Source organism: Flavobacterium album (assembly GCF_003096035.1).
In the GTDB taxonomy this organism is placed as follows: domain Bacteria; phylum Bacteroidota; class Bacteroidia; order Flavobacteriales; family Flavobacteriaceae; genus Flavobacterium; species Flavobacterium album.
Genome location: NZ_CP029186.1, coordinates 2527702 through 2551064, shown reverse-complemented (window position 1 = coordinate 2551064; position 23363 = coordinate 2527702). Strand labels below are relative to the sequence as shown.

The window sequence follows — 23363 nt, the reverse complement described above, 5'->3', positions numbered from 1 at the left end:
TTCTACGATATTTCGTGAAATTATAAGTATTTGTTTAAATTTTAAAAATAATATTAACCACATAGATATATAGCCTTAGAAAATGATTTTAGGCTCCAAAGTACACAGAGTATGAAGCTTCGCTTCACTATGTGCGAATATGTCTCCTTGTTTAGCAACATCGCTATAATCCTATGTAGCTATGTGGTTAGTCAAAAATTAAACATTTATTAAATGTTTAATAAATGCAGATAATAATGTGGTTATTGCCCGGCAGAATAATGCCGTTTCTTAATGCCCAGCCTTTCCATTTTTGACTTCAGGGTAGTTGGAGGCATTTCTAATAATGTGGCGGCACCGCTTGTGCCCGATATTTTGCCATTACAAAATTTCAGCACGGTAAGTATATATTCTTTTTCAAATTCGTACCAGGGCTTAATGGAATTGCCGGGTGCAGCAATGTCTTTATTGCTGGTTATCTGCACCTCTTTTATAACCTTATCCGGCGCTAAAAGAAATGCCCGCTCCAGCGCATGCTCCAGCTCGCGTACATTGCCCGGCCACGGATACACCTTAAGGGTATTGAGCGCTTTTACAGCAATGGTTTTAAGTGGTTTTTTATTTCTTGCGGCATAGCGGTGTATAAAAAATTTCGCCAGGTCAGGAATATCCTCTGTCCGTTCGCGCAATGCAGGTACTTCTATAGCAAAGACATTCAGCCTGTAATAGAGGTCGGCCCTGAAATTACCCTTCTTCACTTCTTCCTGCAAGTCCCTGTTGGTAGCGGCTATAATCCGCGTATCCACTTTAATGCTTCCGTTGCTGCCTATACGCTGTATTTCCTTTTCCTGCAAGGCACGTAATAATTTTACCTGCAATTCCATGGGCATTTCACCTATTTCGTCCAGAAAGAGGGTTCCTTTATTGGCCTGCTCGAACTTGCCTTTTTTTTGCGCTATAGCACCGGTAAAGCTTCCTTTTTCATGCCCAAAGAGTTCGCTTTCCAAAAGGTTTGCCGGTATAGCAGCACAATTTACTTTTATCAGCCGTTGTGTGCTCCGGGGGGAATTATCGTGTATTGCTTTTGCCACCAGCTCTTTACCCGTACCACTTTCGCCCAGTATAAGCACACCGCTGTTGCTTTCGCTTACCAATGTTATAAGGCTGCGTACCTGTTGCATTGCTGCGCTCCTGCCTATAATGCCCATATCTGCAGCCTGTGGCGTATCATGAATTTCCGGCTCGGGGATCATTATTCCTGGGATCGCTTTTTCAAGCAGGAGTATATTGGTAAATGTGATGCCTAATTGCAGTGACAACATTTTAATAAGCCGCAGGGTATTTCGTCCGGGTTCGTCTCCCCTGCCAAAGCCAAAAAAAGCGACTCCTTTGCAATACTTTGATGAAAGGGCTACTGAAACAATACTGGCAGCATACGACTGTAAGGCATCTTTAAGAAAAGAAGGAAGGCCCGGCGCTTTTGCAGCATCATTTTTTGAGAGCACAGCGGGCTCAGGGGAATTGAGCGCTGATTCAAAAATTGCAAAACTATCTGTAAATAGCGTGGTTTTGTGTTTAGTATATTCAGCAGGTGTACTATGGTATTGAAGCCTGTAGCCATTTTGTGACCCATCTTCAATACAAATGGAAAAATGGCTGAATCCAATTGTGCTTTTAACCACGTTGCTTACCACATCATGAAATTCTCTGCGTGTGGTGACAGGTGCCAGGCTTTCGCACAATGAGAATAGCAGGGATTGTTCCTGTTCCCTTTGCTGTATGCGTGCTATGATCTCATCCTTGTCCGGGCCGCCTGCCATGGTGTGTTACTTTTTATATGTAAAAATACATAAAATGTTGTATGCTATTCCTGCTTTAGCCATACATCGGCATAAGTATCAGGATGCCTTTTAAACTGCGCATGTACATACGGACAAAGAGCAATAACTTTAAGGTTATTCTCCCGGCTGTATTTCACCATTTCCTCCAGCAGCAGCTTAGCATAACCTTTACCTTCGGCAACAGGCTCAATGCCTGTATGGTATACGGTAATCCTGTCAGTTGCAAGGCTTATCACCATTTCACCTATTTTACTGCCCTCTTCATAAAGGTTAAAGCCACCATGTTTTTTCTCATCCAGCTCCAGTCTTATCTCAGTCATTCCAATTGATTTAAAGGTTAATAATGTTCCTGCCGGATACCCAGCTTTTTCATTTTAGCGTATAATGTTGTGGCCGGTATTTTAAGTATTTCGGCAGCGCCTCCGGGCCCGAATACCTTACCGCCGCATGCCTGCAATGCCTGCATAATGTGCGCCCTTTCCATATCTTCCAAAGACTGCAAGCCTCCCGTTTCTTTGCTTTGCGGGGATGGGAGTTCCGCATTAGCCGGAAGGTTGACATGGCTTATTTCATCGGTTGTGGCAAGCAGGGTGCTGCGCTCTATTAAATGCTCCAGTTCCCGTATATTGCCCGGCCAGTTGTATTGCTGCAACTGTTGCAGTGCTTTTGCCCCAAAGCCTTTAATATTCCTGCCTGTAGCAGCATTAAATTTTTTAAGGAAATGTTCTGCCAGTAGCGCTATGTCTTCCTTGCGTTCCCGCAGCGGTGGCAGCTCAACTGGAAATACATTAAGCCTGTAGTAAAGATCGAGCCTAAACCGCCCTTCGGCAACTTCATGCTCAAGGCTGCGGTTTGTTGCTGCTACAATGCGCACATCTACCTTTATGGTTTGGTCGCCACCTATGCGTTCAATTTCTTTTTCCTGCAATACACGCAGCAGCTTCACCTGTGCGTCCAACGGAAGTTCGCCTATCTCATCCAGAAAGAGCGTACCCCCATCGGCCTGTTCAAATTTGCCTATCCTCCGGGAGTTTGCCCCGGTAAACGCGCCTTTTTCGTAACCAAAAAGCTCTGATTCTATCAACGATAATGGCAGCGCAGCACAGTTTACGACTACTATGGGCTTATTTTTCCTGCCCGAATGCTCGTGTATCGTATGGGCGATCCTTTCTTTGCCCGTACCGCTCTCGCCTGTTATAAGTACCGAAGTCTCGGTTGGGGCAACAATATTAATTTTTGACAATACCGCCTCTAACAACGGGCTGTTACCTACAATTCCCGTAAAGGCTGCTTTTGCACTGGTTGCAGGGTTAGCCATTCCCCTATTCTCCAAGGCATAACGGTAACGTGCAATATCGAGCATAACCAGCAGGTCCTTCTCCCTGAAAGGCTTTACCATAAAGCCATAAGGCTGAGTTTTTTTAACGGCCTCAAGCGTAGTCTGATTGGTATTGGCAGAGATGAACAGAAATGGTGTTTTGCACTTTATTAATTCCCACGCCAGGTCAATACCGGTTTCGTCACCTTTAAGGATAATGTCAAGGAGTACCCAGTTGGGCTTTTTGGCAGTGACCATGGTGCGGGCCTGCGCCGCAGACGAAGCAATGCCTACCACATCATAGCCACCCTTTTTTAATATCATTTTCAGGTCGTTAGCTACGATAAACTCATCCTCGACAATTAATATTTTCTCTTTATTTTCCATTATCCTATACCGCTTATACAGCAGCCTGTCTTTTTATAAAGTTAATAGTTATTACTACGCCGGCACCGGACCGGATAGTAAAGGTCCCGTCCAGCTGTTCGGCAAGCCCCATCATGAGGCTCATGCCAAGGGAATCCGTTTCAGCCGATTCAAAATGTTCAGGAAGCCCTATACCATTGTCAGAAATGCGAAGCAGGTAGCTATTATCTGTTTCTTCCAGAAGAATGTTGATGATCCCTTTCTGGTCAGGAAATGCATATTTAATTGCATTCGTTATGGCCTCATTAAGTATTAGCCCCAAAGGTACAGCCTGTGCCACATCAAGATCTATAGAAGCAAGGGAAAGCTCAAACCTGATCTTGCCTTCATGGTCAAAACTGTCTTTTAAATAATCGGCGAGCTCTTTGATATACCATGGCATGTTAATGCTGGAAAGGTTCTCTGTCTGGTAGAGTTTCTGGTGGATAAGCGACATAGCATGCATCCTGTGCTGGCTGTTTTGTATGGCCTCCAGCGCTTCTTCGTTATCCAGGTAGGCCGACTGTGTGTTAAGCAGGCTAATTACTATCTGCAAATTGTTTTTAACCCGGTGATGTATTTCTTTTAACAGCCATTCTTTTTCGGCGACAAGGCGCTCGAGCTTATTATTTTTGCTGTTGATTTCGTCCTGCTTGGCCTCCAGGATAGAATTGGTTTTGCGTTTCATGCAGTACCTGCTGTAAAGCAATCCTATAATTATGCACAGTACTAGAAGGCTGCCAATAAAGATATACCTTATAACAAGCTCATTTTCGATCCTGGCTTGCTGCAGCTGGCTTTTGTTCGTAAGCAATTTAATATTCCTGTCTTTTTTTTCAGTATCATATTTCAGCTGCAAATCGGCAAACTGCTTTGCATTATTGATATTAAAGACAGAATCATTTAGCTGCTTATATTTTTTTAAATGCTCAATGGCCCTAAGATAATTACCCGTAGCGGAATCTACTTCAAAATGGGTTTTTTCAAGCTGGGTTAGATTATAGATGTCATTGTTTTTCCGGCTTAACTGTTTTAGCTTTTCAATATATCCATAGGTTTTTCCTGCCTGCCCGGTTTTTAGTAAATACTTTATCATTGCGTAGTACATTTTCTCCTGCTCCATAGGATTTTTAACCTGACCGCTTCCACAGTTTACCAATTGGTCATAATAAGGCTTTGCCTTTTCATATTTTTTTAACTCACAGTATAACAATATGTAAAGTGAGGCATACTCTGCATCACAATTTTCTTTGTGATAATATTTGTACCCATTATTTAATACCTCAAGGGCTTCGGTAACTTTATGGCGGCCAAAAAGCCCACGCGCGGTATTTATAGTGATAGAGGTTACACCTTCCGTATCATTGCTTTCTTTTGCTATTACAATTGCTTTTTTATAATACTCAACCGACTTGTCGTAAAATTTGAGTTCAGAGTATATCGTGCCTGTCAGGTTTTTTATAATGCTTCGCCATACTGCATCGGCATCCGGGGTAGTTTCAGTTACTTTATCGGCAGCAAGGGCATAAGCAAGGGCGCTTTCATATTTACCCTGTATTCTGTAATCCATCGCCAGCATCGTATATTCCTTATACAGTGACGGCTCTTTAATTTTCTTTTTGATCTTAACCGCCTCAAGTGCAAATTTTACAGAGGTATCAATTTCATCAAGGCTGTTATAAAGGACAGAAAGTTCTGTGCATGTTTCTGCCTCTTTAAGAAATGCACCTGCCTGTTTGTATAAGTCAGCGGCTTTCAGAAAGTACTGCTCTCTTTTAAGCAGGTCATTTTCCGGAACTTCATAAGCGAGTGACATGTAAACGCCGGCCGCCTCGGTTTTAAGCCCGTTCGAAAGCGAATATTGCAATGCTTTGTCTTTTAATTTTGCCGAAAGGACGCTATTGTTGTTTTCAGCCGCAATTTCGCCTTCCAGCAGCATATTTTGCGCTATCACCTTCTTCATTCCCAACTTACTGCCAAGGCGTACAGACCGTTTATTAAATAGCGCAGCACTATCAAGGTCGGTTTTTATAGCACCTTCCTTTTCAAGGTAAAACCGGGCTGCCTGATAGTAAAGCCCTGCTTTTTTTGCTTCGTCTTTTTCTTTATTGAGTTTAACGCGAATATCATTAAACCGGGCGTTGCCTGCCGATTGCGCAAATGCATTCAGGGAAAGTGTAATTATAATGATAAACAGTACTTTAGACTTCATATTAATGTGGTTGTAAACCGTTAGCTAAGTGGCAACTACTTCTGTTTTCATCCCGAAGATAAGCACGTTTCTTAAATAGACCACCGGTTCAGTGTAAATTCCTGTTTATTTTACATGTGCCCTAAGCATCCAGGCCATTTTCTCATGGGTTTCCAAAAGGCTTGTCAGAAAGTCGCTGCTGCCGTAATCTTTTAGTTCCGATGCAGGGCGGTCGATATTTTCGCGCAGGTATATGGTAATGCTCTCGTGGTCTGATAACAGTTCGTTTATAAAACCGATACTGCTATTTTCATGGCTTTTTGTTTCAGACAAGTGCGTGAGGTCCAAAAAACTTTTAAGGGTTCCCGGAGCGTAGTGGCCAAGGGTTCTTATCCTTTCTGCTACACTATCTACAATTTCATCCAACCGGGCATACTGCTGTTCAAAAAAAAGATGTTTGTTATAAAAATCGTTTCCCTCAACATTCCAGTGGGCATTTCTGGTTTTTACAGATAATACATATTCGTCGGCAAGTAACCTGCACAGTATCATCACTACTGTAGCCCTATTTTCTGTGGTAATCCCAATTTTTGTTTCCATTCTTTAATTAAGTTTTTTAATTCCATAATTTACAAATGGCATACCTTTTACTTAAAATCCTGTTTTTCAATAAATAAAATTATCCATCTAAATAAACACTTACGATATATCGTCATTTTATAAATGCCTACGAAACTTAGCCATACGCTGTTTTCTTTAAAAGAATGTTCAATGATTTCCCATAAACATGACTTATTACTTTACCGATTACTCCCAAGTAACCCAAACTTTTGGAAACCAACAAACTATTAAATCCTGCATACATAGTTTGGAATTTGCAAACCGGGCGCAACAAAAAAGCCCTAAATCAATGATTTAGAGCTTTTCTTATAGTTCTATGTCTTTAAACTTAACGCCAGCCCAATCCCGGGGCAACATGCTCCAGTATGGCCGAAAGCACATGTACATTATAATCTACACCTAACGTATTCGGGATGGTCAGCAGTATTGTATCAGCTTCCTGTATTGCTTCGTCTTGGGCCAGTTCTTCAATAAGCCTATCCGGTTCAGCCGCGTAGCTCTTCCCGAAAATGGCGCGCTTATCGCTTTCAATATAACCAAAGCTGTCTGATGCCTTGCCCTGCTGCCCAAAGTAATACCTGTCCTGGTCGTTGACCAGTGCAAAGATGGAACGGCTTACCGAAACCCTCGGTTTGCGCTTGTGCCCTGCTTTCTCCCAGGCTTCCTTATACAACCTTATCTGTTCGGCCTGCTGGATGTGAAAGGGCTTTCCGCTTTCGTCAAATTTCAGCGTAGAGCTTTGCAGGTACATACCATTCTCGGCAGCCCATACGGCAGTGGCATTGGATGCAGCACCCCACCAGATACGCTCTCGCAACCCTTCGGAATGCGGCTCAAGGCGCAATAAACCCGGCGGGTTGGGAAACATGGGGTTCGGGTTTGGCTGCGCAAATCCTTCTCCTTTAAGCATATCGAGAAATTTCAGGGCTTTTTTGCGCCCCATATCTGCATCCGTTTCGCCCTCATCGGGCTCATAACCAAAATAATGCCAGCCATCGATGACCTGCTCCGGCGATCCCCTGCTGATACCTAACTGCAACCGCCCGCCTGAGATCAGGTCGGCAGCACTTGCATCTTCTACCATATACAGCGGGTTCTCATACCGCATATCAATCACTCCTGTCCCAATCTCTATTTTGCTTGTTTTAGCACCAATGGCGGAAAGCAGCGGAAAAGGCGATGCCAGCTGCCGTGCAAAATGATGCACGCGAAAGTAAGCGCCGTCCATACCAATCTCTTCCGCAGCAACAGCCAGGTCGATGGACTGAAGCAGCGTATCGCTTGCCGTACGGGCCTGGTACGACGGATGATCTGCCCAATGCCCGAACGATAAAAATCCAATATTCTTCATAGATAACCTTATTAGTTATTATCCCAAAGATACGCATCATTACGGGATGAACCTAATTTTCGCAGCAACTGCAAAGCGCCTTAACCATTGAAAGAAACCCGGGATTACTATACTTAACTTGCCTATAAAGGATTTGCTTATTGTCAAAGTTTGTAATTTGTACCTTTGTGTTGGTATATATAATCATATCTGCCAATGGTTTTTTACCGTAATAGTATAATGACTTGGAAAAAATAAATAACGGGGATACTATAAAAACAGGATTTGCTATGTGCCCGGAATGCCGGGGACAAGGCAAAAAAAGCCGCGGGCTCAGCAAAAAGGCACAACAAAACTACCGTTGGGCACTTGGCCTTTTTGAAAAAGGCGAAGGCCCGGCACCGGTTCGCCCCAAAGCTCACTTATACCCATGCACCCACTGTTCCGGATCCGGGCTGGTGGAGTCTGTCACCCCGCCTAAAGCAGATGGAGAAAACTACCCGCACGTTGCCATTATCGGCGGCGGAATTGGTGGGGTTGCACTGGCTGTGGCCTGCCTGCAGCGCGGAATTCCCTTTACGCTGTATGAGCGCGACAGCAATTTCGATGCCCGGTCACAGGGCTACGGGCTCACCTTGCAGCAGGCCGGTAAAGCCATGAAGGCACTGGGTATATCTTCGCTTCACGAAGGAGTGATCTCTACCCGCCATCTCGTGCATACGGCAGAAGGAACCGTTGTTGGCGAATGGGGCGGCAGGAAGTGGCTGCAGTCCGGTTTGGAAAAATCGCCTAAACGCTCCAACATGCACATTGCCCGGCAGTCGTTACGCGCTGCTTTGCTTGAACAGCTGGGCGGGCACGATGTTGTACAGTGGGGACACCAACTGGTTGATCTTAAGCAAAACGATAGTGACGATGTTGAACTGGTTTTCCAGGTGAACGGGGAACTAAAAAATTGCCGGGCAGGCCTTGTTGTGGGCGCCGACGGTATCCGTAGTTCGGTACGCAGGATGGTCATCGGTGAAGATGCCGCTCCCCTGCGCTACCTGGATTGCATTGTCATATTAGGCATTTGCCCTCTGAGCAGCCTTACAGAAGTTGCCAGCCCTTTACTGGACTCGGCTACCGTATTCCAGACCGCTAATGGTAATGAACGTATTTATATGATGCCTTATACATCAGATGCTGTAATGTGGCAGCTGAGTTTCCCCATGACCGAAAATGAGGCCAGCACGTTAAGCGCATTGGGGCCTGCCGCCCTTAAGGAAGAAGCCCGCCGCAGGACGCAGTGGCACGAACCGATTCCGCAAATAATGGCAGCAACACCGGAAAACAGGATTTCCGGCTACCCGGTATATGACCGTGAGCTACTGAGGCCGGAATTACTTGAAAAAACCGGACCGGTAACCCTGATAGGCGATGCCGCCCACCCCATGAGCCCTTTCAAGGGACAGGGGGCTAACCAGGCACTCCTTGATGCACTGGCACTGGCACGTGCCATCGTGAAAGGATGCAGGCCGTCATCACAATGGAGGGAAGCCGGGATAAGGGAAAGTGTATTGACGGAATTTGAACGGGAAATGCTGGAACGCAGCGCCGTTAAGGTAAACGATTCGGCTGCCGCAGCGCAGTTCCTTCATTCCGAAATCGTGCTTCACGAAAGTGATTCGCCGAGAGGGCGCTGCCTGAAAAAATGATCCATTCGCCAACTAATAAAAATCTGATTTGAAACTACAATTCCCCTATTACCAAAACCAGGATGTGATCATTCTGGCAAAAGACCTTTTAGGCAAAGTGCTGTACACCGCAATAGATGGCGAAATAACAGCGGGCATTATCACAGAAACAGAAGCTTATTTCGGGGTACGGGATAAAGCTTCCCATGCTTATGGCGGACGGCGTACCGACCGTACCGAAACTATGTACAGCCATGGCGGGATATCGTATGTTTACCTTTGCTATGGCATCCATAACCTGTTTAATGTGGTTACCTCGGGCGAAGGCGAGCCCCATGCCGTACTCATAAGGGCGGTTGAGCCTCTGGCCGGCATAGAGGTCATGGAGCTTCGCAGGAACATGCCTGCATCGAAGGCTGCAATATCCTCCGGCCCGGGGTCTGCGGCTAAGGCTTTGGGCATCGATCGCTCCTTCAATAAAAAAGACCTGACCGGCGATGAGATCTGGATTGAAGACCACGGCATACGCTATACCGCAGACCAGATTGCCGCAACCCCGCGTGTGGGTGTCGACTATGCCCAGGAGGACGCACTGTTGCCCTGGCGCTTTTTTGTAAAAGGCAATAAATATGTAAGTAAGCCGAATAAGATATAACCGGGATCACCAATCTAAATTTTGTAATTATATTCCTAAGAATTGCAAACACTTGTCAGCAAGCTACTTTGCTAAATACATATTAAAAAAAGTATAAAATAATACTATAATTAGACATTAAATAGTATATTTACATACTTTATTTTTAATATGAATTATAAATTAACCCACGAAGTAATATCCCTTTTAGAAGATTTTGAACATTATACCGTTAAAAATCAAGGAAAAGGCGATATCAAGGAGTTTAAAAACTGGATGACAGGAGCGGTTTCCGCCCAAGGGCAACAGCGGCAGGAACCGGACTGGGAAGGCAAGCACGAAGGCCGCTCTGCAGAAAGCATCATCAGCACGATGATTGTACACCTGCACCGGTATGCAAAGATGTATTCCAAACTGGCAATAGCCGGCTCGCCTTTTTCCACACAGGAAGATTTCATTTACCTGATCAACCTGAAAACCCTTGGAGCAATGACAAAAATGGAACTGATACGGCGGAATATCCAGGATAAGCCGACGGGAATCCAGATTATTGGCAGGCTCATAAAAAACGGATGGGTAGCACAAAGCGTTTCGGGTACTGACAAACGAAGCAAAGTGATCAGCATTACGCCGCTGGGCCTGGAGGAACTGGATAAGCACATGCACAAGATCCGGCAGGCAACCACCATTGTATCCGGCAACCTGGACCAGTCTGAAAAGATGGAGCTTATACGCCTGCTAAAAAAACTTGAAGATTTTCACCAACCGATATTTAACACCCCCATTACGGCTGCCGAACCATTGGCAGAGATCAGCCGTAAATATCTTTATCAAAATTAGTTTATGAAAAAAAAGGTTGCCATAATTGGTTCGGGTATTTCGGGGCTGTCGGCTGCTTCATATTTAGCAAAGGAAGGCTTTGAAGTTCATGTATTCGAAAAGAACAGCCAGCCGGGAGGGCGCGCGCGGCAGTTTACTACAGATAACGGATATACATTCGATATGGGGCCCAGCTGGTACTGGATGCCCGATATCATTGACAATTTCTTTAAAGATTTTGGTTACCAGGCCTCAGATTTTTACAGCCTGGTGCGACTCGACCCTCAGTTTGATATCATATTTGCCGACGGAAAGCTATCGCTCCCTGACAGCTATGGCGATATGAAGGCCCTTTTTGAGCAGATTGAGCCCGGTGCAGGAAAGCAGTTTGAACGCTTCATGGATTCGGCAAAATATAAATATGAGGTAGGAATGCAGGATTTTGTCACCAAGCCGTGCCTGTCCTGGTTTGAGTTCCTTTCCCTCAAGATCGCAAAAGGCGCCCTGAAGCTCGACCTGCTGACGGATTACCGGTCGTATGTAAAGAAATATTTTTCTAACCCCATGCTGGTAGCACTGATGGAATTTCCCGTGATTTTCCTGGGGGCTTCGCCAAAAGATATTCCCGCATTGTACAGCCTGATGAATTATGGCGGCTACGGGCTTGGCACCTATTATCCGCTGGGAGGGTTTTACGAACTGGTAAAAGCTATGAAAACAGTGGCGGAACAACAAGGCGTAAATTTTCATTTCGGCCATACGGCAGAAAAGATCATTACCGACGGAGGCAGCGTTACCGCACTCAGGGTAAATGGTGTTACAATGGATTTTGATGCTGTTGTAGCGTCAGCGGACTATCATCATACCGAGACACTCCTTGATAAACAGCACAGGAATTATACAGAAGAGTACTGGGAGGACAGGACTTTTGCCCCCTCCTGCCTGATTTACTATCTTGGCTTTACCGAAAAGATCCCGAACCTGAAGCACCACAATTTATTTTTCGGGCACGACCTCGACACGCACATCGATGCCATTTATAAAACAAAAGAGTGGCCGGAAGATCCGCTTTTCTATGCCTGCTGCCCTTCTAAAACCGATGATATGGTGGCGCCCAAAGGCCATGAAAATGTCTTCCTGCTGTTGCCATTAGCTATAGGCATTGAAGATGGCGAAGCGCTGCGCGAAAAATACCTGGGCAAAATGATAGAGGAAATGGAGAAAATTTCCGGCATCAAAAACCTCAGGTCAAAAATCGATTACCAGCGAAGCTATTGTGTAAGCGATTTCACCCAGGATTATAACGCCTATAAAGGCAATGCCTACGGACTGGCCAACACGCTGCGGCAAACTGCGGTGCTAAAGCCTTCCATAAGGAACAAAAAGCTGGACAACCTGTATTATACAGGTCAGCTAACTGTGCCGGGGCCGGGTGTCCCGCCATCAATAATTTCAGGAAAAATAGTAGCAAAAGAGATTAATAAAAATATACCATCCCGTTATGAAAAAGTTGTATGATGAACTATCGCACCATGTGAGCAAAGCTACCACACGAAAATACTCTACCAGCTTTTCGATGGGGATTATGGCGCTGGGCGCGGAACTAAGGCCTGCCATCTATGCTATTTACGGGTTTGTACGCCTGGCCGACGAGATCGTGGACAGCTTTCACGGCTACAACAAACGCGAACTGCTGCAGCGTTTCAGGCAACAGACAACCGAGGCGCTGGATGAGAAGATTTCACTTAACCCAATAATGAATTCCTTCCAGGATGCGGTACATCGCTATAAGATCGGGCGCGACCTTATCGACCAGTTCCTGAAAAGCATGGAAATGGACCTTGACCCGGTTTCCTACAATAAAGAGCTTTACCAGGAATACATACTCGGGTCGGCAGAAGTAGTAGGGCTTATGTGCCTTCATGTATTTGTTGAAGGCGATAAAGCGGCCTACGATGAGCTGAGGCCCTTTGCAATGAAGCTGGGCTCGGCGTTCCAAAAGGTGAATTTCCTTCGCGATATGAAAGACGATTACTCAGTCCTGGGGCGAACCTATTTTCCGAACGTGAACATGGAAGCCTTCAATAACGAAGTAAAATGCAGCATTGAGCAGGAGATCAGGGAAGAATTTGCAGAAGCGCTGATAGGGATAAGGAAATTACCGGCATCATCCCGCTTTGGGGTATACCTGGCTTACAGGTATTACCTGTCGCTTTTCAGGAAGATCCGGAAAACACCTGCCCATAAGATATTAAACAGCAGGATACGGATACCTAACAGCCAGAAGATCTCCCTGATGATGAGCAGCTATGTACAGTATAAAGTTGCTATTGTATGAAGACACTGATCGCATTATTTTTGCTGTGCTCTTTCTCAGCTAAAAGCATTATGCCTTCTGAAATGGATACCGTAAGGAACAGTTACCGCCTCGCCCCGGGAGATAAAACGGTTTGTAAGGAAATGATTGCCCTGCTTGAAAACCGTAAAGATGCTGTATCTCTGGCCTATCTGGGGGCTTTCCGGTCGATTTGGGCAAAGCATACGCCTAACCCGTTGAGCAAACTGGGTACGTTCCGGAAAGGAAAAAAAAATATTGAAGCAGCGGTAGCGGCTGAGCCGCTTAATATCGAGATACGTTTTGTAAGGCTCTCGGTGCAGTTGAATGCCCCCGGATTTTTGGGATATAATGACGATATAGACGAAGATAAAAAATTTATCATGGCCAACAGGGGAACAATTACCTCTGAAGTGCTAAAATCAATGGTAGACGACATCATAGAATAATGTAAAAAGTAGCAAGCAATGGGATTTCTTATAGTCTTTATAGTATTTTTTGTAATGGAAGGCCTTACATGGGTAATCCATAAGTATATAATGCATGGCTTATTATGGTCATTGCACAGGGACCACCATGACCACTCCAATAAAGGCAATCTTGAGCGCAATGATTATTTCTTTGTGATCTTTGCGACACCCGCTATTGTGCTGATGTACCTCGGGGCCATGCAGGATTACAATTACCTGTTTTACATCGGAATGGGCATTTCATTATACGGAATGGCGTATTTTTTCGTGCATGATATTTTCATTCACCAGCGTATAAGCTTCCTCAAAAACACCAAAAACCCTTACTTGCTTGCCATCAGGCGTGCCCACAAGCAGCACCACAAGCACACGCAAAAGCATGACGGCGAATGTTATGGCTTTTTGTGGGTACCGGTGAAATATTTCAGGATGTATTTCAACAAGAACCAGAAATAATAATTCCCGGGACACCTTCTTCAATTGCTGCACCCTGTAAATAAAAAAGTTCATGTAAGGGTATCAGGATATCCTACTGTACTTCTTTACCATGCTCTGCAAAGTCTCTGACTTTGTAGCTGTTTTAAATGTCCCCGATCTTTCTAAGCATATCAGAGATATGCCATCGCTTCCACAAAGTCAGAGACTTTTCAGAGCGGGGCATACCCTACTTCTTAGTAGTATTAAGCGTGCCTTAGATGCGTATTCCAAAAACAAAAAGACAGCCCGAAGACTGTCTTTTTTCAAAAATTATCATACGAAAAATTACTCTCTGTTTGAATTGAAATGCCGGTACTAATTTACTATAGTAGCGTAAAGGCAGGACAGTTGCCCTGCCTTTAATTACATGTTATTACTGAACAACCAGTTTTTTAGTCACCGATTTATTTCCTGCATATATTTTTACCATGTAGATTCCGTCAGAAAGGTTTTCTACATTAAGCTGGGTATTTGCAGACTCCATTACCTTTGTACCGAGTACAGAGTATACCTCAACCTTAGAGATGTTCGAAAGCTGTGAATCGATGTTTACAACATTGTTCGCAGGGTTTGGATATAGCTTCACAGCGGCTTCCAATTCCGGAGTTTCAATGCCAAGTCCACAATCTTCCCCTACTGTATAAGTATAGTAATTTGTAACCGACTGTCCACCTGCGTAAGCAAATTTAACTGCGAAAGCCAAGTCGGTACCAGCAGTCTGTCCTGTAACTGTAGCAGTAAATGTAAGGCCGTCTGTATTTGTCATAGGAGTCTCAGTAAACGGAGTTTGCTGCCACAGGTAAGCTACAACGCCCACTTTATCTGTATCAAGCATCGTGAAAGTTGCCGTTACATCGTTACCAACAGTTTCAAAACTGTAGTTGTATCCGATAGAGAAAGCACCATCCTGAGCCGATGAACTCATACCTGCACACTCTGTGTTGGTATCTTCCATTGTAGTTGCTTCCAATACGATCGGGTTATTTGCAGCTACGTTACCGGCTGCATCCGCCGCCACTACGCTAAAGCTATAAACCGCTTCAGGAGAAAGGCCATTGATAGTTACTGTTGTCTGTTCTCCCGAAACGCCTGTAACTGTCGTAGTCTGTCCGTTGTATGTTATAGTGTACGTTACAGAACCTGAATTGTCAGTACCATTTAGTAGTATCTGTACAGTAGTTGCGGTTACCGTTCCTACAGTAGCTGTAAAGTCAGCAGGGGCATCGTTGTCTATCATAAGCGTTGTAGCATCAACTACAATAGCATTGTTAGCCGCTTCGTTGCCTGCTTCGTCAGCTGCTTCTACGTTAAAGCTATAAGCAGTTTCAGGATCAAGGCCATCGATAACTACTGATGTTGCTACACCGGAAGTACCTGTAACCGTTACTGTTTCAGAACCGTAAGTTACCGTATAGATTACAGTCCCTGAGTTGTCTGTACCATTAAGCAGTATTTCAACTGAATCAGAAGTAATAGTTCCTGCTGTAGCAGTAAAGTTGGCAGGCGCTTCTGTATCTTCAGGAAGCTCGCAGTCCTGGCCTACAACGTAAGGGATGTATGCCGTTGCAGATAAACCTCCTGAATAGGCAAATTTAACCGCAAGTCCTATAGTTGCACCCGGTGTCTGGCCGGTAAGCGTTTTAGTAAATGTCAATCCACCTGCATTTTGCATTGGCGCTTCAGTGAATGGTGTCTGTGTCCACAGGTAAGCGACTACGCCTACTTTATCTGTATCAAGCATTGTAATGGTAACTACCACATCAGAGCCATTTACAGTCTGGAAAGAGTAGCTGTATCCGGTAGAGAATGATCCCTGCTGTGCTTCGGTCCCTGTGCCCGTACAAGGTACGCTGCTTGTTGGCGCCAGTGTTGTAGCGGTAAGTGATATCGGGTTGTTTGCAGCCATGTTGCCAGCCAAGTCAGCCGCTGTAACCGTGAAGTTATAAATTGTATCGGCATCAAGCCCGTTCAATACATAAGCCTGTTGTGATCCTGAATTTCCTGAAAGGTTTACGCTTGTGCCATTGTACGATATCGTATAGATCAAGCTGCCCGAATCATCCGTACCATTAAGAAGGAATTGCACCGATGTTGGTGTAATTGTACCTACAGTAGCTGTAAAAGCTGTAGGAGCTTCAGTGTCTACAGTACCTGTACAGTTGTCGCCCACGGTGTACGAATAGTATAATGTACGCGAAAGGCCTCCGGCATATGCAAATTTCACACCAAAACTCACAACCGTACCCGGTGTAAGATCTGTTACCGTTTTTGTAAATGTAAGTCCCGGCGAGGCTGTCATTGGCCATTCAACAAATGGCGTTTGCTGCCACAGATAGGCTACCACGCCTACTTTATCCGTATCAAGCAACTGGAAGGTAGCGGTAACGCTGTTTCCTGTAGTCTGGAAGCTGTAGGTATATCCTGTTGAGAACGTGCCTTCTGCCGCCGCATTGCTGGTTCCCGCACATGGAGTGTTCTCTACAGCCTCAAGTGTAGTCGCCTGCAATACTATAGGGTTATTTGCGGCCGCATTGCCAGCTGCATCGGTTGCAGTGATGCTGAAAGTATAAGCAGTATCAGCATTCAGGTTGTTTACAACAAATGCCTGCTGTGAGCCTGAAGTACCTGTAGTTGTAGCAGTACTGCTGCCGTAAGTGATCGTATAAATCACACTGCCCGAATCATCTGAGCCGTTAAGCAAGAACTGGACGGAATTAGATCCGATAGTTCCCACAGCAGCAGTAAAGTCTGTTGGCGCTACTGTATCCGTAGAACCGCCGCCGCCACAATTCTCACCTACTACATAACTAAGGTATTGCGTAACCGACATTCCACCGGAATAAGCAAATTTCACCGCATAATGAATAGTAGCGCCCGGCGTCTGGCCTGTTATGGTTTGCGCAAATGTAAGCCCTCCCGTTGTAGGCATTGGCGTTTCAACAAATGGCGTTTGCTGCCATATGTAGGCTACCACACCTACTTTATCGGTGTCCAGTAATGTAGCGGTAATAGTAACGCTGTTGCCTACTGTCTGGAACTGGTAGCTGTATCCCGTAGAAAAACTTCCCTGAGAGGCTACATTGCTTGTCCCCGAACATGCATCATCAACTGTCGTGATTGTATTATTCAGGTTTGTTGTTTTGCTGAAGCCGGAATACTGCGCGAAAACCACACAGATGAGAAGCGACAGCACCTTAATACATTTTTGGTAATTGTTGTTCATAAATTTTATATTTTCTGCTAATATAATCGTAATTTTTTCACACATAGCTAAAACAAGAGTATATACAAACCATACATTGTAGAAATTTACTGCTACAACATCCTCAATATACCTATACATCAACACTACAACTACACCGTTTTCGTAAGCAGGTAAAGCAATTACAAATTTATCCCTAAAAGGATTCAATATCCTTTTTGCAATAAAAAAGCAGGACGTTATGCCCTGCTTTAATAGTTACATTTTAAATGTTATTTTACTATAAGCTTTTTAGTTATTGATTTATTGCCGGCTTGTATCCTGACAAAATACAATCCGTCCGCCAAGCCCAAATAATTTAAAAGCTACCTATAAGTTGTCGTTCAAAATCCCTGATATAAAAAGGGCTGTCTTTTTAGTAAGACAGCCCTTTTACCTAAACTACTAAAAATGTGAAAATTAAAAAACTATTTTCCTGCTTGCTTTCGCACCCTGTACTGTCTGTACCTGCACGATAAGCATTTGTTGTGCTGACTGAAGGCCTGTAATTGCCGTTGATGCTGCATTTACATCATTGGCACTGTATAGCAGCCTGCCCTGTACATCATAAACCGAAACTGATTTCATATCAGTGTTACCAGTGTTTATATTGATTACATTACCCTGCTTGTAAGCAACAATGCTGTTGGCATCAAACGAAGGTAAGTTAGTACTTAAGGCTTCTGCATATACAACATCAAAGCGTCCTGCTATAGTTCCTGCCTCCGCGGTGAACTCATAAGGGCCTTGCTTCAGGTTGTGCGTAATACCTCCCAGAAGGTTATCCCTTAAATAAATATCCTGTTCGGCAGCGAATACACCATCCACATGGTCAATTGAAACAGTATAATTTCCTGCATTTGTAATCTTGTATTCCAACGGCACCACATCGGCAGCATCGAATGACGGCCTTGCTTGTATGCCAAGTTTCGATTCTCCTGCAAGAGAATAGATTGATATCTCTCCATCGGTAATCGCTTCACCATCCCAGCCAAAGTCAAGCCCTAATGTTGTTGCAGGCGTGTAGGCTATCGTTGTCTGACCGAAAGCGCCCGCTGCATTGGTAAGGTTCAGCCAAAGGCGTGATTTGGTAACCTCTTCGTCCATAGCCGAACGGAATATCTGCCCATTATTCACCGGCACACGCATAGCGTTATTGAAAACCACTGTGTTAGAAACTGCCTTAACAATAAAGCCCTGCCCCGGATTGATAACCCAGTTGGCGCTGTTATTTGGGTTGTTGAAGACTCCGTTGCTGCTGTCACCCCATGCATTTCCTGCATTTTGGTTATAGCCGGCAAGAGTAAGCGAAGCATAGCATGAAGTTGCCGCATCGTTCTTTTTCCTCCAGAAATAAATAGGCGTATTGCTGGCAAGGTTGTTCTGGTTCGCTGCAAAGAAGGCAGCAATATTAATAGGCGACGGATATGGGTTGCCAACGCTATTGTAGCCGTTCACATCATTTTCGGTGCCTTCCTCATCATCAAACGGAACTACCGCTACACTCACGTTACCATTGTTCGGTACACCTGTAAATGTTCCTTCCCAAGGCGTTCCGGGAGTTTCTGCATTTACAAATGCAGGGTGCGTATTCGCTACACGGATAAGATAGCCTTCGCCTTCACCAAACACGGTATTTACCGGATCTGTTACCGTGGCATACGCATCGGTAAACGGGTTGTAATGGTAGAAACGGTTGTTGAGGGTTTCAGGAGAAAATGCTTTTAGGGTTTGAGCCGCAACCGGCGAAGACCACATTGCATAATCCAGCCTGTACATAGGCGCGCTTTCTTTTATTACCGAGATTACACCTGTATTGTCCACATCGTCAGACTGGATAAGATTAGCATTATTCTCAACAGTAAATGTTGCTTCCGTATCAACCGTAACAGCGCCTTTTATAGTAAAGTTATCGCCACTTGAAATTACCATGTCGCCACTGTTCACAGCTAATGATGCCGCAACAATCTCGCCATTGGTATCAGAGTTATAGTTGCCTTCAACAACTGCGTTATATTGGTTTGAAACCGGTATGCCATTACTCCACGATGAGCCCGTCCAGGTGGTTGTAAACATATCGCCCACACCACCCGCACAGGTATCCCCTACGATATAGCTAAAGTATTTGGTACGTGAAAGCCCTCCTGCATAAGCAAATTTAACACAGAAGTTAACCGTCATCCCCGGTGTAAGGCCTGTTACCGTTTTCGTAAAGGTTAAACCGGTAGTATTTGTCATTGACATTTCAGAATATGGCGTTTGCCTCCACAGATAGGCCACCACATTTGTTTTATCGCTGTCAAGTAATGTAAATGTGGCCGTAACATTAGTACCGTTTGTTATGAATTTATATGTATAGCCAGTGGAGAATGTGCCCTCTGCCGCTTGTGTGCTTATACCTAAGCATGGTGTACTTATATTTGGCAATGTAGTAGCCTGAAGTACTATATTATTATTAGTGGGATGATTATTAGACGCATCCCTTGCGGAAACCGTAAAAGTATAAGCAGTTGCAGGCACGATACCATTAGTTATCACTACTGATTGCTGTACTCCTGAATTGCCTGTAACAGTTACAGTATTTCCTCCATAAGTAATATCATATATTACGGTGCCACTGTTATCAGATCCGTTAACTAATATCTGCACAGAGTTTGTTGTAACAGTGCCTAACGTTGCTGTAAAGTTTGTCGGTATATCGGTATCGATAACCGGGTTTCCATCACACTGGTCACCTGCCGTATAAGAGAAATATACGGTACGCGAAAGGCCGCCCGCATAGGCAAATTTAACAGCTAAACTAATCGGTGTTCCCGGCGTGATACCTGTCAATGTTTTTGTAAAAGTAAGCCCCGAAATATTAGTCATTGGCGTTTCGGAATATGGTGTTTGCCTCCATAAATAGGCTATAACACCTGATTTGTCAGTATCCAGCAATGTAAAAGTTGCCGTAACTGTATTGCCGCTACTGGTAAAGCTATAGCTGTATCCGGTAGAGAAAGTACCTTCTGCCGCACTTGAACTGTATCCCATGCATGCTGTGTTTACAAAGGCAGCGGTGGTTGCAGGTACGACAATGGAGTTATTAGCCGCTGCGTTGCCTGCAGTATCAGTTGCTGCCACACTAAAGTTATAAGTATGTTGTGGTATAAGTCCGGTAATTATTTTGGACTGTTGTACACCTGTGGCGCCAGTAACTGTTGTAGTTGTACTGCCATAGGTAATTGTATAGGTCACCGTTCCTGAATTATCCGTACCATTAAGCAACAGCTCTGCAGAAGTTGCTGTTACAGCGCCCAATGTAGCTGTAAAGTTACCGGGTATTTCAGTATCGTTAACAAGGCCGTTACAGTTGTCTCCTACTGTATAGCTAAAATATTTAGTACGTACCAAACCACCTGCGTAGGCAAATTTGACCGAGAAGTTAATTACTGCACCTGCTGTCTGGTTTGTAACGGTCTTTGTAAATGTAAGGCCTGATGTATTGGTCATTGTTGCTTCAGAGAATGGCGTCTGTGTCCACAAATAGGCATTTACGCTCGATTTATCAGTATCAAGCAAAGTAAATGTAACAATAACACTGCTGCCAGAACTCTGGAAACTGTAGTTGTATCCTGTTGAGAATGTACCCTCTGCCGCCTGATAACTGGTTCCCGCACACATGGTATTAGTATCAATCGCAGTAGTTGCCGGCACTACGATAGGGCCATTAGCTGCTGTGTTACCGGTGGCATCTTTTGCGGTAACACTAAAATTATATGCCGTTTCCGGTGTAAGGTTAAGAATAACTTTCGACACTTGTACATTTGAGTTACCTGTAACCGTTGTGGTGGTAGCTCCATAAGTGATAGTATACGTTACAGCGCCCGAATCGTCTGTAGCCTTTAGCAGTAACTGCACAGTACTTGATGTAACACTGCCCAACGTAGCAGTGAAAGCTGTTGGTGCCTGAGTATCCGGAACAACAACACCACAGCTGTCACCTACCGTATAGGTAAAGTATTTAGTACGGACAAGGCCGCCTGCATAAGCGAATTTACACCCAATGCTAATTGTGGTACCGACAGTCTGGCCTGTTAAGGTTTTCGTAAATGTAAGCCCTGAAGTGTTGGTCATAGGTGTTTCAGAGAAGGGCGATTGTATCCATAAATATGCTATTACTCCTGATTTATCTGTATCAAGCATTGTAAATGTAGCTGTAACATTACCACCGCTTGTTGTAAAGCTATAGTTGTAACCGGTAGAAAATGTCCCTTCGGCTGCTATCGTACTTGTTCCTGCGCATGCAGTGCTGGTATCTACAGACGTAGTAGCATTTACTACAATAGGGCTATTAGCCGCTGTATTGCCGGAAGCATCTTTTGCGGTAATACTAAAACTATAGGCTGTACTTGGTGAAAGACCACTGATTACTTTGGCTTGCTGTACGCCGGAATTACCAGTGACTGTTGTTGTGGTCGAACCATAAGTGATTGTATACGTAACAGCTCCTGAATTATCGGTAGCATTGAGCAATAGCTGTACTGTATTCATAGTAACAGTGCCCAGTGTTGCAGTAAAGCCTGTCGGCGCTTGTGTATCTGCTGGAGTAACGCCACAAGTATCTCCCACAGTGTAGGTAAAATATTTTGTACGGACAAGGCCACCGGCATAAGCAAATTTACAACCAAGGCTAATAGTTGAACCAACTGTCAGGCCTGTTACCGTTTTAGTGAATGTTAGACCTGATGTATTAGTCATTGGAGTTTCAGAAAATGGCGTTTGTATCCACAAATAAGCTACTACCCCTGATTTGTCAGTATCCTGTAAGGTGAAAGTTGCAGTAACACTGCCTCCGCTGCTTGTAAAATTATAGCTATAACCCGCAGAGAAAGTCCCTTCGGCTGCTATCGAACTTGTTCCTGAACACGCATTACTTGTATCCACAAGTGTGGTTGCAGTAACTGTTAGCGGTCCATTAGCCGCAAGATTATTGGAGCCGTCTTTAGCTGTTATGCTAAAACTGTAGGCTGTATTTTGGCTAAGATTGCTGATAACAAAAGCCTTTTGAACACCCGATGTACCCGTAGTAGTTACAGTAGTTGAACCATAAGTGACCGTATAGGTTAGTGTACCAGAGTCATCGGTGCCATTTAGCAATAACTGAACTGAACTGGCTGTAACCGTACCTAGTGTCGCAGTAAAGTTAGTCGGCGGCGGATCTACAGATGTTGTTGCTGTAACCGTTAAAGGGGCATTTGCGGCTACATTGTTGGCAGCATCCTTTGCTGTTATGCTAAAACTGTAAGGTGTATTTTGAGTAAGGCCGGTAATAACATATGACTTTTGAGTTCCAGACGTACCGGTAGTGGTTACCGTAGTTGAACCATAAGTGATTGAATAGGATAATGACCCCGAATCATCAGTACCATTAAACAATAATTGGACTGAATTTGCGGTAACTGTTCCTAAGGTAGCAGTAAAATTTGTAGGAGCAGAAGTATCGGTAACACAATTGTTACCAACAACATAGCTAATGTACTTGGTAACAATTTGACCACCTGCTGCATAAGCAAACTTCACTGCATAACTAATCGTAGCACCTACGGTTTGTCCAGGAATGGTTACAGTAAATGTTTGTGTCTGCCCTGAAACAGCAGACATTGCCGTTTCAAGAAATGGGCTTTGTCTCCACGCAGCAGCCACAAGACCAGTCTTTGTATCAAGCAACTGACAAGTAATCTTAACGCTTGTACCAATTGTCTCGAATGTATAATTATATCCGAGAGTAACTGTTCCTTGTTGTGTTTGTGTGTCCGTTCCCGAACATCCTGCAAAAGTAGTTAAAGCAGGATGATTCGTATCCGATGATTCATTCGTGCAAATAGGGGTATCGCATACTACGTTACCAGCTAAAACATATTGCGAAAAGATAAAGCAAATGAATAGCAAAAGCACATTGAATTGTTTTTGGTAATTATAGATCATAAATTTAGATTTTGGGCTAAAATAATCTTAATTAATATATAAATAACATATAGTATATA

General features: G+C 44.3%; 16 protein-coding genes. 7 read left to right on the top strand and 9 right to left on the bottom strand.

All coding sequences use genetic code 11. The features are described 5' to 3' along the window. Positions 1-242: 242 nt before the first annotated feature. From HYN59_RS11390 to HYN59_RS11365, 6 genes are all read right to left on the bottom strand, one after another. Positions 243-1799, bottom strand: coding sequence for a sigma-54 interaction domain-containing protein (locus HYN59_RS11390; protein ID WP_108778375.1), 1557 nt, complete (start codon positions 1797-1799; stop codon positions 243-245). 44 nt (positions 1800-1843) lie between these two features. Then, positions 1844-2140: a GNAT family N-acetyltransferase gene (locus HYN59_RS11385; RefSeq protein WP_108778374.1), complete on the bottom strand. Its 297-nt coding sequence runs from the start codon at positions 2138-2140 to the stop codon at positions 1844-1846. A gap of 17 nt (positions 2141-2157) precedes the next feature. Continuing rightward, entirely contained in the window at positions 2158-3525 is a 1368-nt protein-coding gene (locus HYN59_RS11380; RefSeq protein WP_108778373.1) for a sigma-54-dependent transcriptional regulator, read from the bottom strand. Between the two features lie 13 nt (positions 3526-3538). Beyond that, complete coding sequence (locus tag HYN59_RS11375) at positions 3539-5755, bottom strand: tetratricopeptide repeat-containing sensor histidine kinase (RefSeq protein ID WP_108778372.1); 2217 nt, start codon at positions 5753-5755, stop codon at positions 3539-3541. 105 nt (positions 5756-5860) lie between these two features. Continuing rightward, the gene (locus HYN59_RS11370; protein WP_108778371.1) at positions 5861-6334 is read right to left on the bottom strand and encodes a Dps family protein; all 474 of its coding nucleotides are present in this window, start codon (positions 6332-6334) and stop codon (positions 5861-5863) included. Positions 6335-6683: 349 nt separating this feature from the next. Beyond that, positions 6684-7706, bottom strand: a complete 1023-nt coding sequence (locus HYN59_RS11365; protein WP_108778370.1) for an LLM class flavin-dependent oxidoreductase — start codon at positions 7704-7706, stop codon at positions 6684-6686. 269 nt (positions 7707-7975) lie between these two features. Here HYN59_RS11365 and HYN59_RS11360 point away from each other — a divergent pair, with 269 nt between their 5' ends. The 7 genes from HYN59_RS11360 to HYN59_RS11330 all read left to right on the top strand — a co-directional run bounded on the left by HYN59_RS11360 (position 7976) and on the right by HYN59_RS11330 (position 14075). Beyond that, complete coding sequence (locus HYN59_RS11360; protein WP_108779723.1) at positions 7976-9382, top strand: FAD-dependent oxidoreductase; 1407 nt, start codon at positions 7976-7978, stop codon at positions 9380-9382. Positions 9383-9410: 28 nt separating this feature from the next. Beyond that, positions 9411-10016, top strand: a complete 606-nt coding sequence (locus tag HYN59_RS11355; RefSeq protein ID WP_108778369.1) for a DNA-3-methyladenine glycosylase — start codon at positions 9411-9413, stop codon at positions 10014-10016. 150 nt (positions 10017-10166) lie between these two features. Continuing rightward, positions 10167-10835 carry a MarR family winged helix-turn-helix transcriptional regulator gene (locus HYN59_RS11350; RefSeq protein WP_108778368.1) on the top strand — a complete coding sequence of 223 codons (669 nt, stop codon included), beginning with the start codon at positions 10167-10169 and terminating at the stop codon, positions 10833-10835. Between the two features lie 3 nt (positions 10836-10838). Continuing rightward, a complete protein-coding gene (locus tag HYN59_RS11345) occupies positions 10839-12332 on the top strand; it encodes a phytoene desaturase family protein (RefSeq protein WP_108778367.1) in 1494 nt (497 codons plus the stop codon). After that, a complete protein-coding gene (locus tag HYN59_RS11340) occupies positions 12316-13152 on the top strand; it encodes a phytoene/squalene synthase family protein (RefSeq protein ID WP_108778366.1) in 837 nt (278 codons plus the stop codon). The genes HYN59_RS11345 and HYN59_RS11340 overlap by 17 nt, the downstream gene beginning before the upstream one ends. After that, the gene (locus tag HYN59_RS11335; protein ID WP_245895551.1) at positions 13149-13598 is read left to right on the top strand and encodes a hypothetical protein; all 450 of its coding nucleotides are present in this window, start codon (positions 13149-13151) and stop codon (positions 13596-13598) included. The genes HYN59_RS11340 and HYN59_RS11335 overlap by 4 nt, the downstream gene beginning before the upstream one ends. A gap of 18 nt (positions 13599-13616) precedes the next feature. After that, on the top strand, positions 13617-14075 hold the full coding sequence (locus HYN59_RS11330; RefSeq protein ID WP_108778364.1) for a sterol desaturase family protein: 459 nt from the start codon (positions 13617-13619) through the stop codon (positions 14073-14075). A 394-nt stretch (positions 14076-14469) separates the two neighbouring features. Here HYN59_RS11330 and HYN59_RS11325 read toward each other — a convergent pair whose 3' ends face one another. The 3 genes from HYN59_RS11325 to HYN59_RS11315 all read right to left on the bottom strand — a co-directional run bounded on the left by HYN59_RS11325 (position 14470) and on the right by HYN59_RS11315 (position 23304). Then, positions 14470-17319, bottom strand: a complete 2850-nt coding sequence (locus HYN59_RS11325) for a fibronectin type III domain-containing protein (protein WP_181369425.1) — start codon at positions 17317-17319, stop codon at positions 14470-14472. Between the two features lie 251 nt (positions 17320-17570). After that, the gene (locus HYN59_RS18450) at positions 17571-17633 is read right to left on the bottom strand and encodes a T9SS type A sorting domain-containing protein (RefSeq protein WP_425433080.1); all 63 of its coding nucleotides are present in this window, start codon (positions 17631-17633) and stop codon (positions 17571-17573) included. A 124-nt stretch (positions 17634-17757) separates the two neighbouring features. Continuing rightward, positions 17758-23304, bottom strand: coding sequence for a fibronectin type III domain-containing protein (locus HYN59_RS11315; protein ID WP_146185927.1), 5547 nt, complete (start codon positions 23302-23304; stop codon positions 17758-17760). Positions 23305-23363: the final 59 nt, after the last annotated feature.

Coding starts and splice junctions, on each gene's coding strand:
- HYN59_RS11365 (WP_108778370.1), bottom strand. CDS start 7,706: ATGAAGAATATTGGATTTTTATCGTTCGGGCATTGGGCAGATCATCCG.
- HYN59_RS11350 (WP_108778368.1), top strand. CDS start 10,167: ATGAATTATAAATTAACCCACGAAGTAATATCCCTTTTAGAAGATTTT.
- HYN59_RS11325 (WP_181369425.1), bottom strand. CDS start 17,319: ATGAACAACAATTACCAAAAATGTATTAAGGTGCTGTCGCTTCTCATC.
- HYN59_RS11345 (WP_108778367.1), top strand. CDS start 10,839: ATGAAAAAAAAGGTTGCCATAATTGGTTCGGGTATTTCGGGGCTGTCG.
- HYN59_RS11375 (WP_108778372.1), bottom strand. CDS start 5,755: ATGAAGTCTAAAGTACTGTTTATCATTATAATTACACTTTCCCTGAAT.
- HYN59_RS11330 (WP_108778364.1), top strand. CDS start 13,617: ATGGGATTTCTTATAGTCTTTATAGTATTTTTTGTAATGGAAGGCCTT.
- HYN59_RS11340 (WP_108778366.1), top strand. CDS start 12,316: ATGAAAAAGTTGTATGATGAACTATCGCACCATGTGAGCAAAGCTACC.
- HYN59_RS11315 (WP_146185927.1), bottom strand. CDS start 23,304: ATGATCTATAATTACCAAAAACAATTCAATGTGCTTTTGCTATTCATT.
- HYN59_RS11335 (WP_245895551.1), top strand. CDS start 13,149: ATGAAGACACTGATCGCATTATTTTTGCTGTGCTCTTTCTCAGCTAAA.
- HYN59_RS11385 (WP_108778374.1), bottom strand. CDS start 2,140: ATGACTGAGATAAGACTGGAGCTGGATGAGAAAAAACATGGTGGCTTT.
- HYN59_RS11380 (WP_108778373.1), bottom strand. CDS start 3,525: ATGGAAAATAAAGAGAAAATATTAATTGTCGAGGATGAGTTTATCGTA.
- HYN59_RS11370 (WP_108778371.1), bottom strand. CDS start 6,334: ATGGAAACAAAAATTGGGATTACCACAGAAAATAGGGCTACAGTAGTG.
- HYN59_RS11390 (WP_108778375.1), bottom strand. CDS start 1,799: ATGGCAGGCGGCCCGGACAAGGATGAGATCATAGCACGCATACAGCAA.
- HYN59_RS11360 (WP_108779723.1), top strand. CDS start 7,976: ATGTGCCCGGAATGCCGGGGACAAGGCAAAAAAAGCCGCGGGCTCAGC.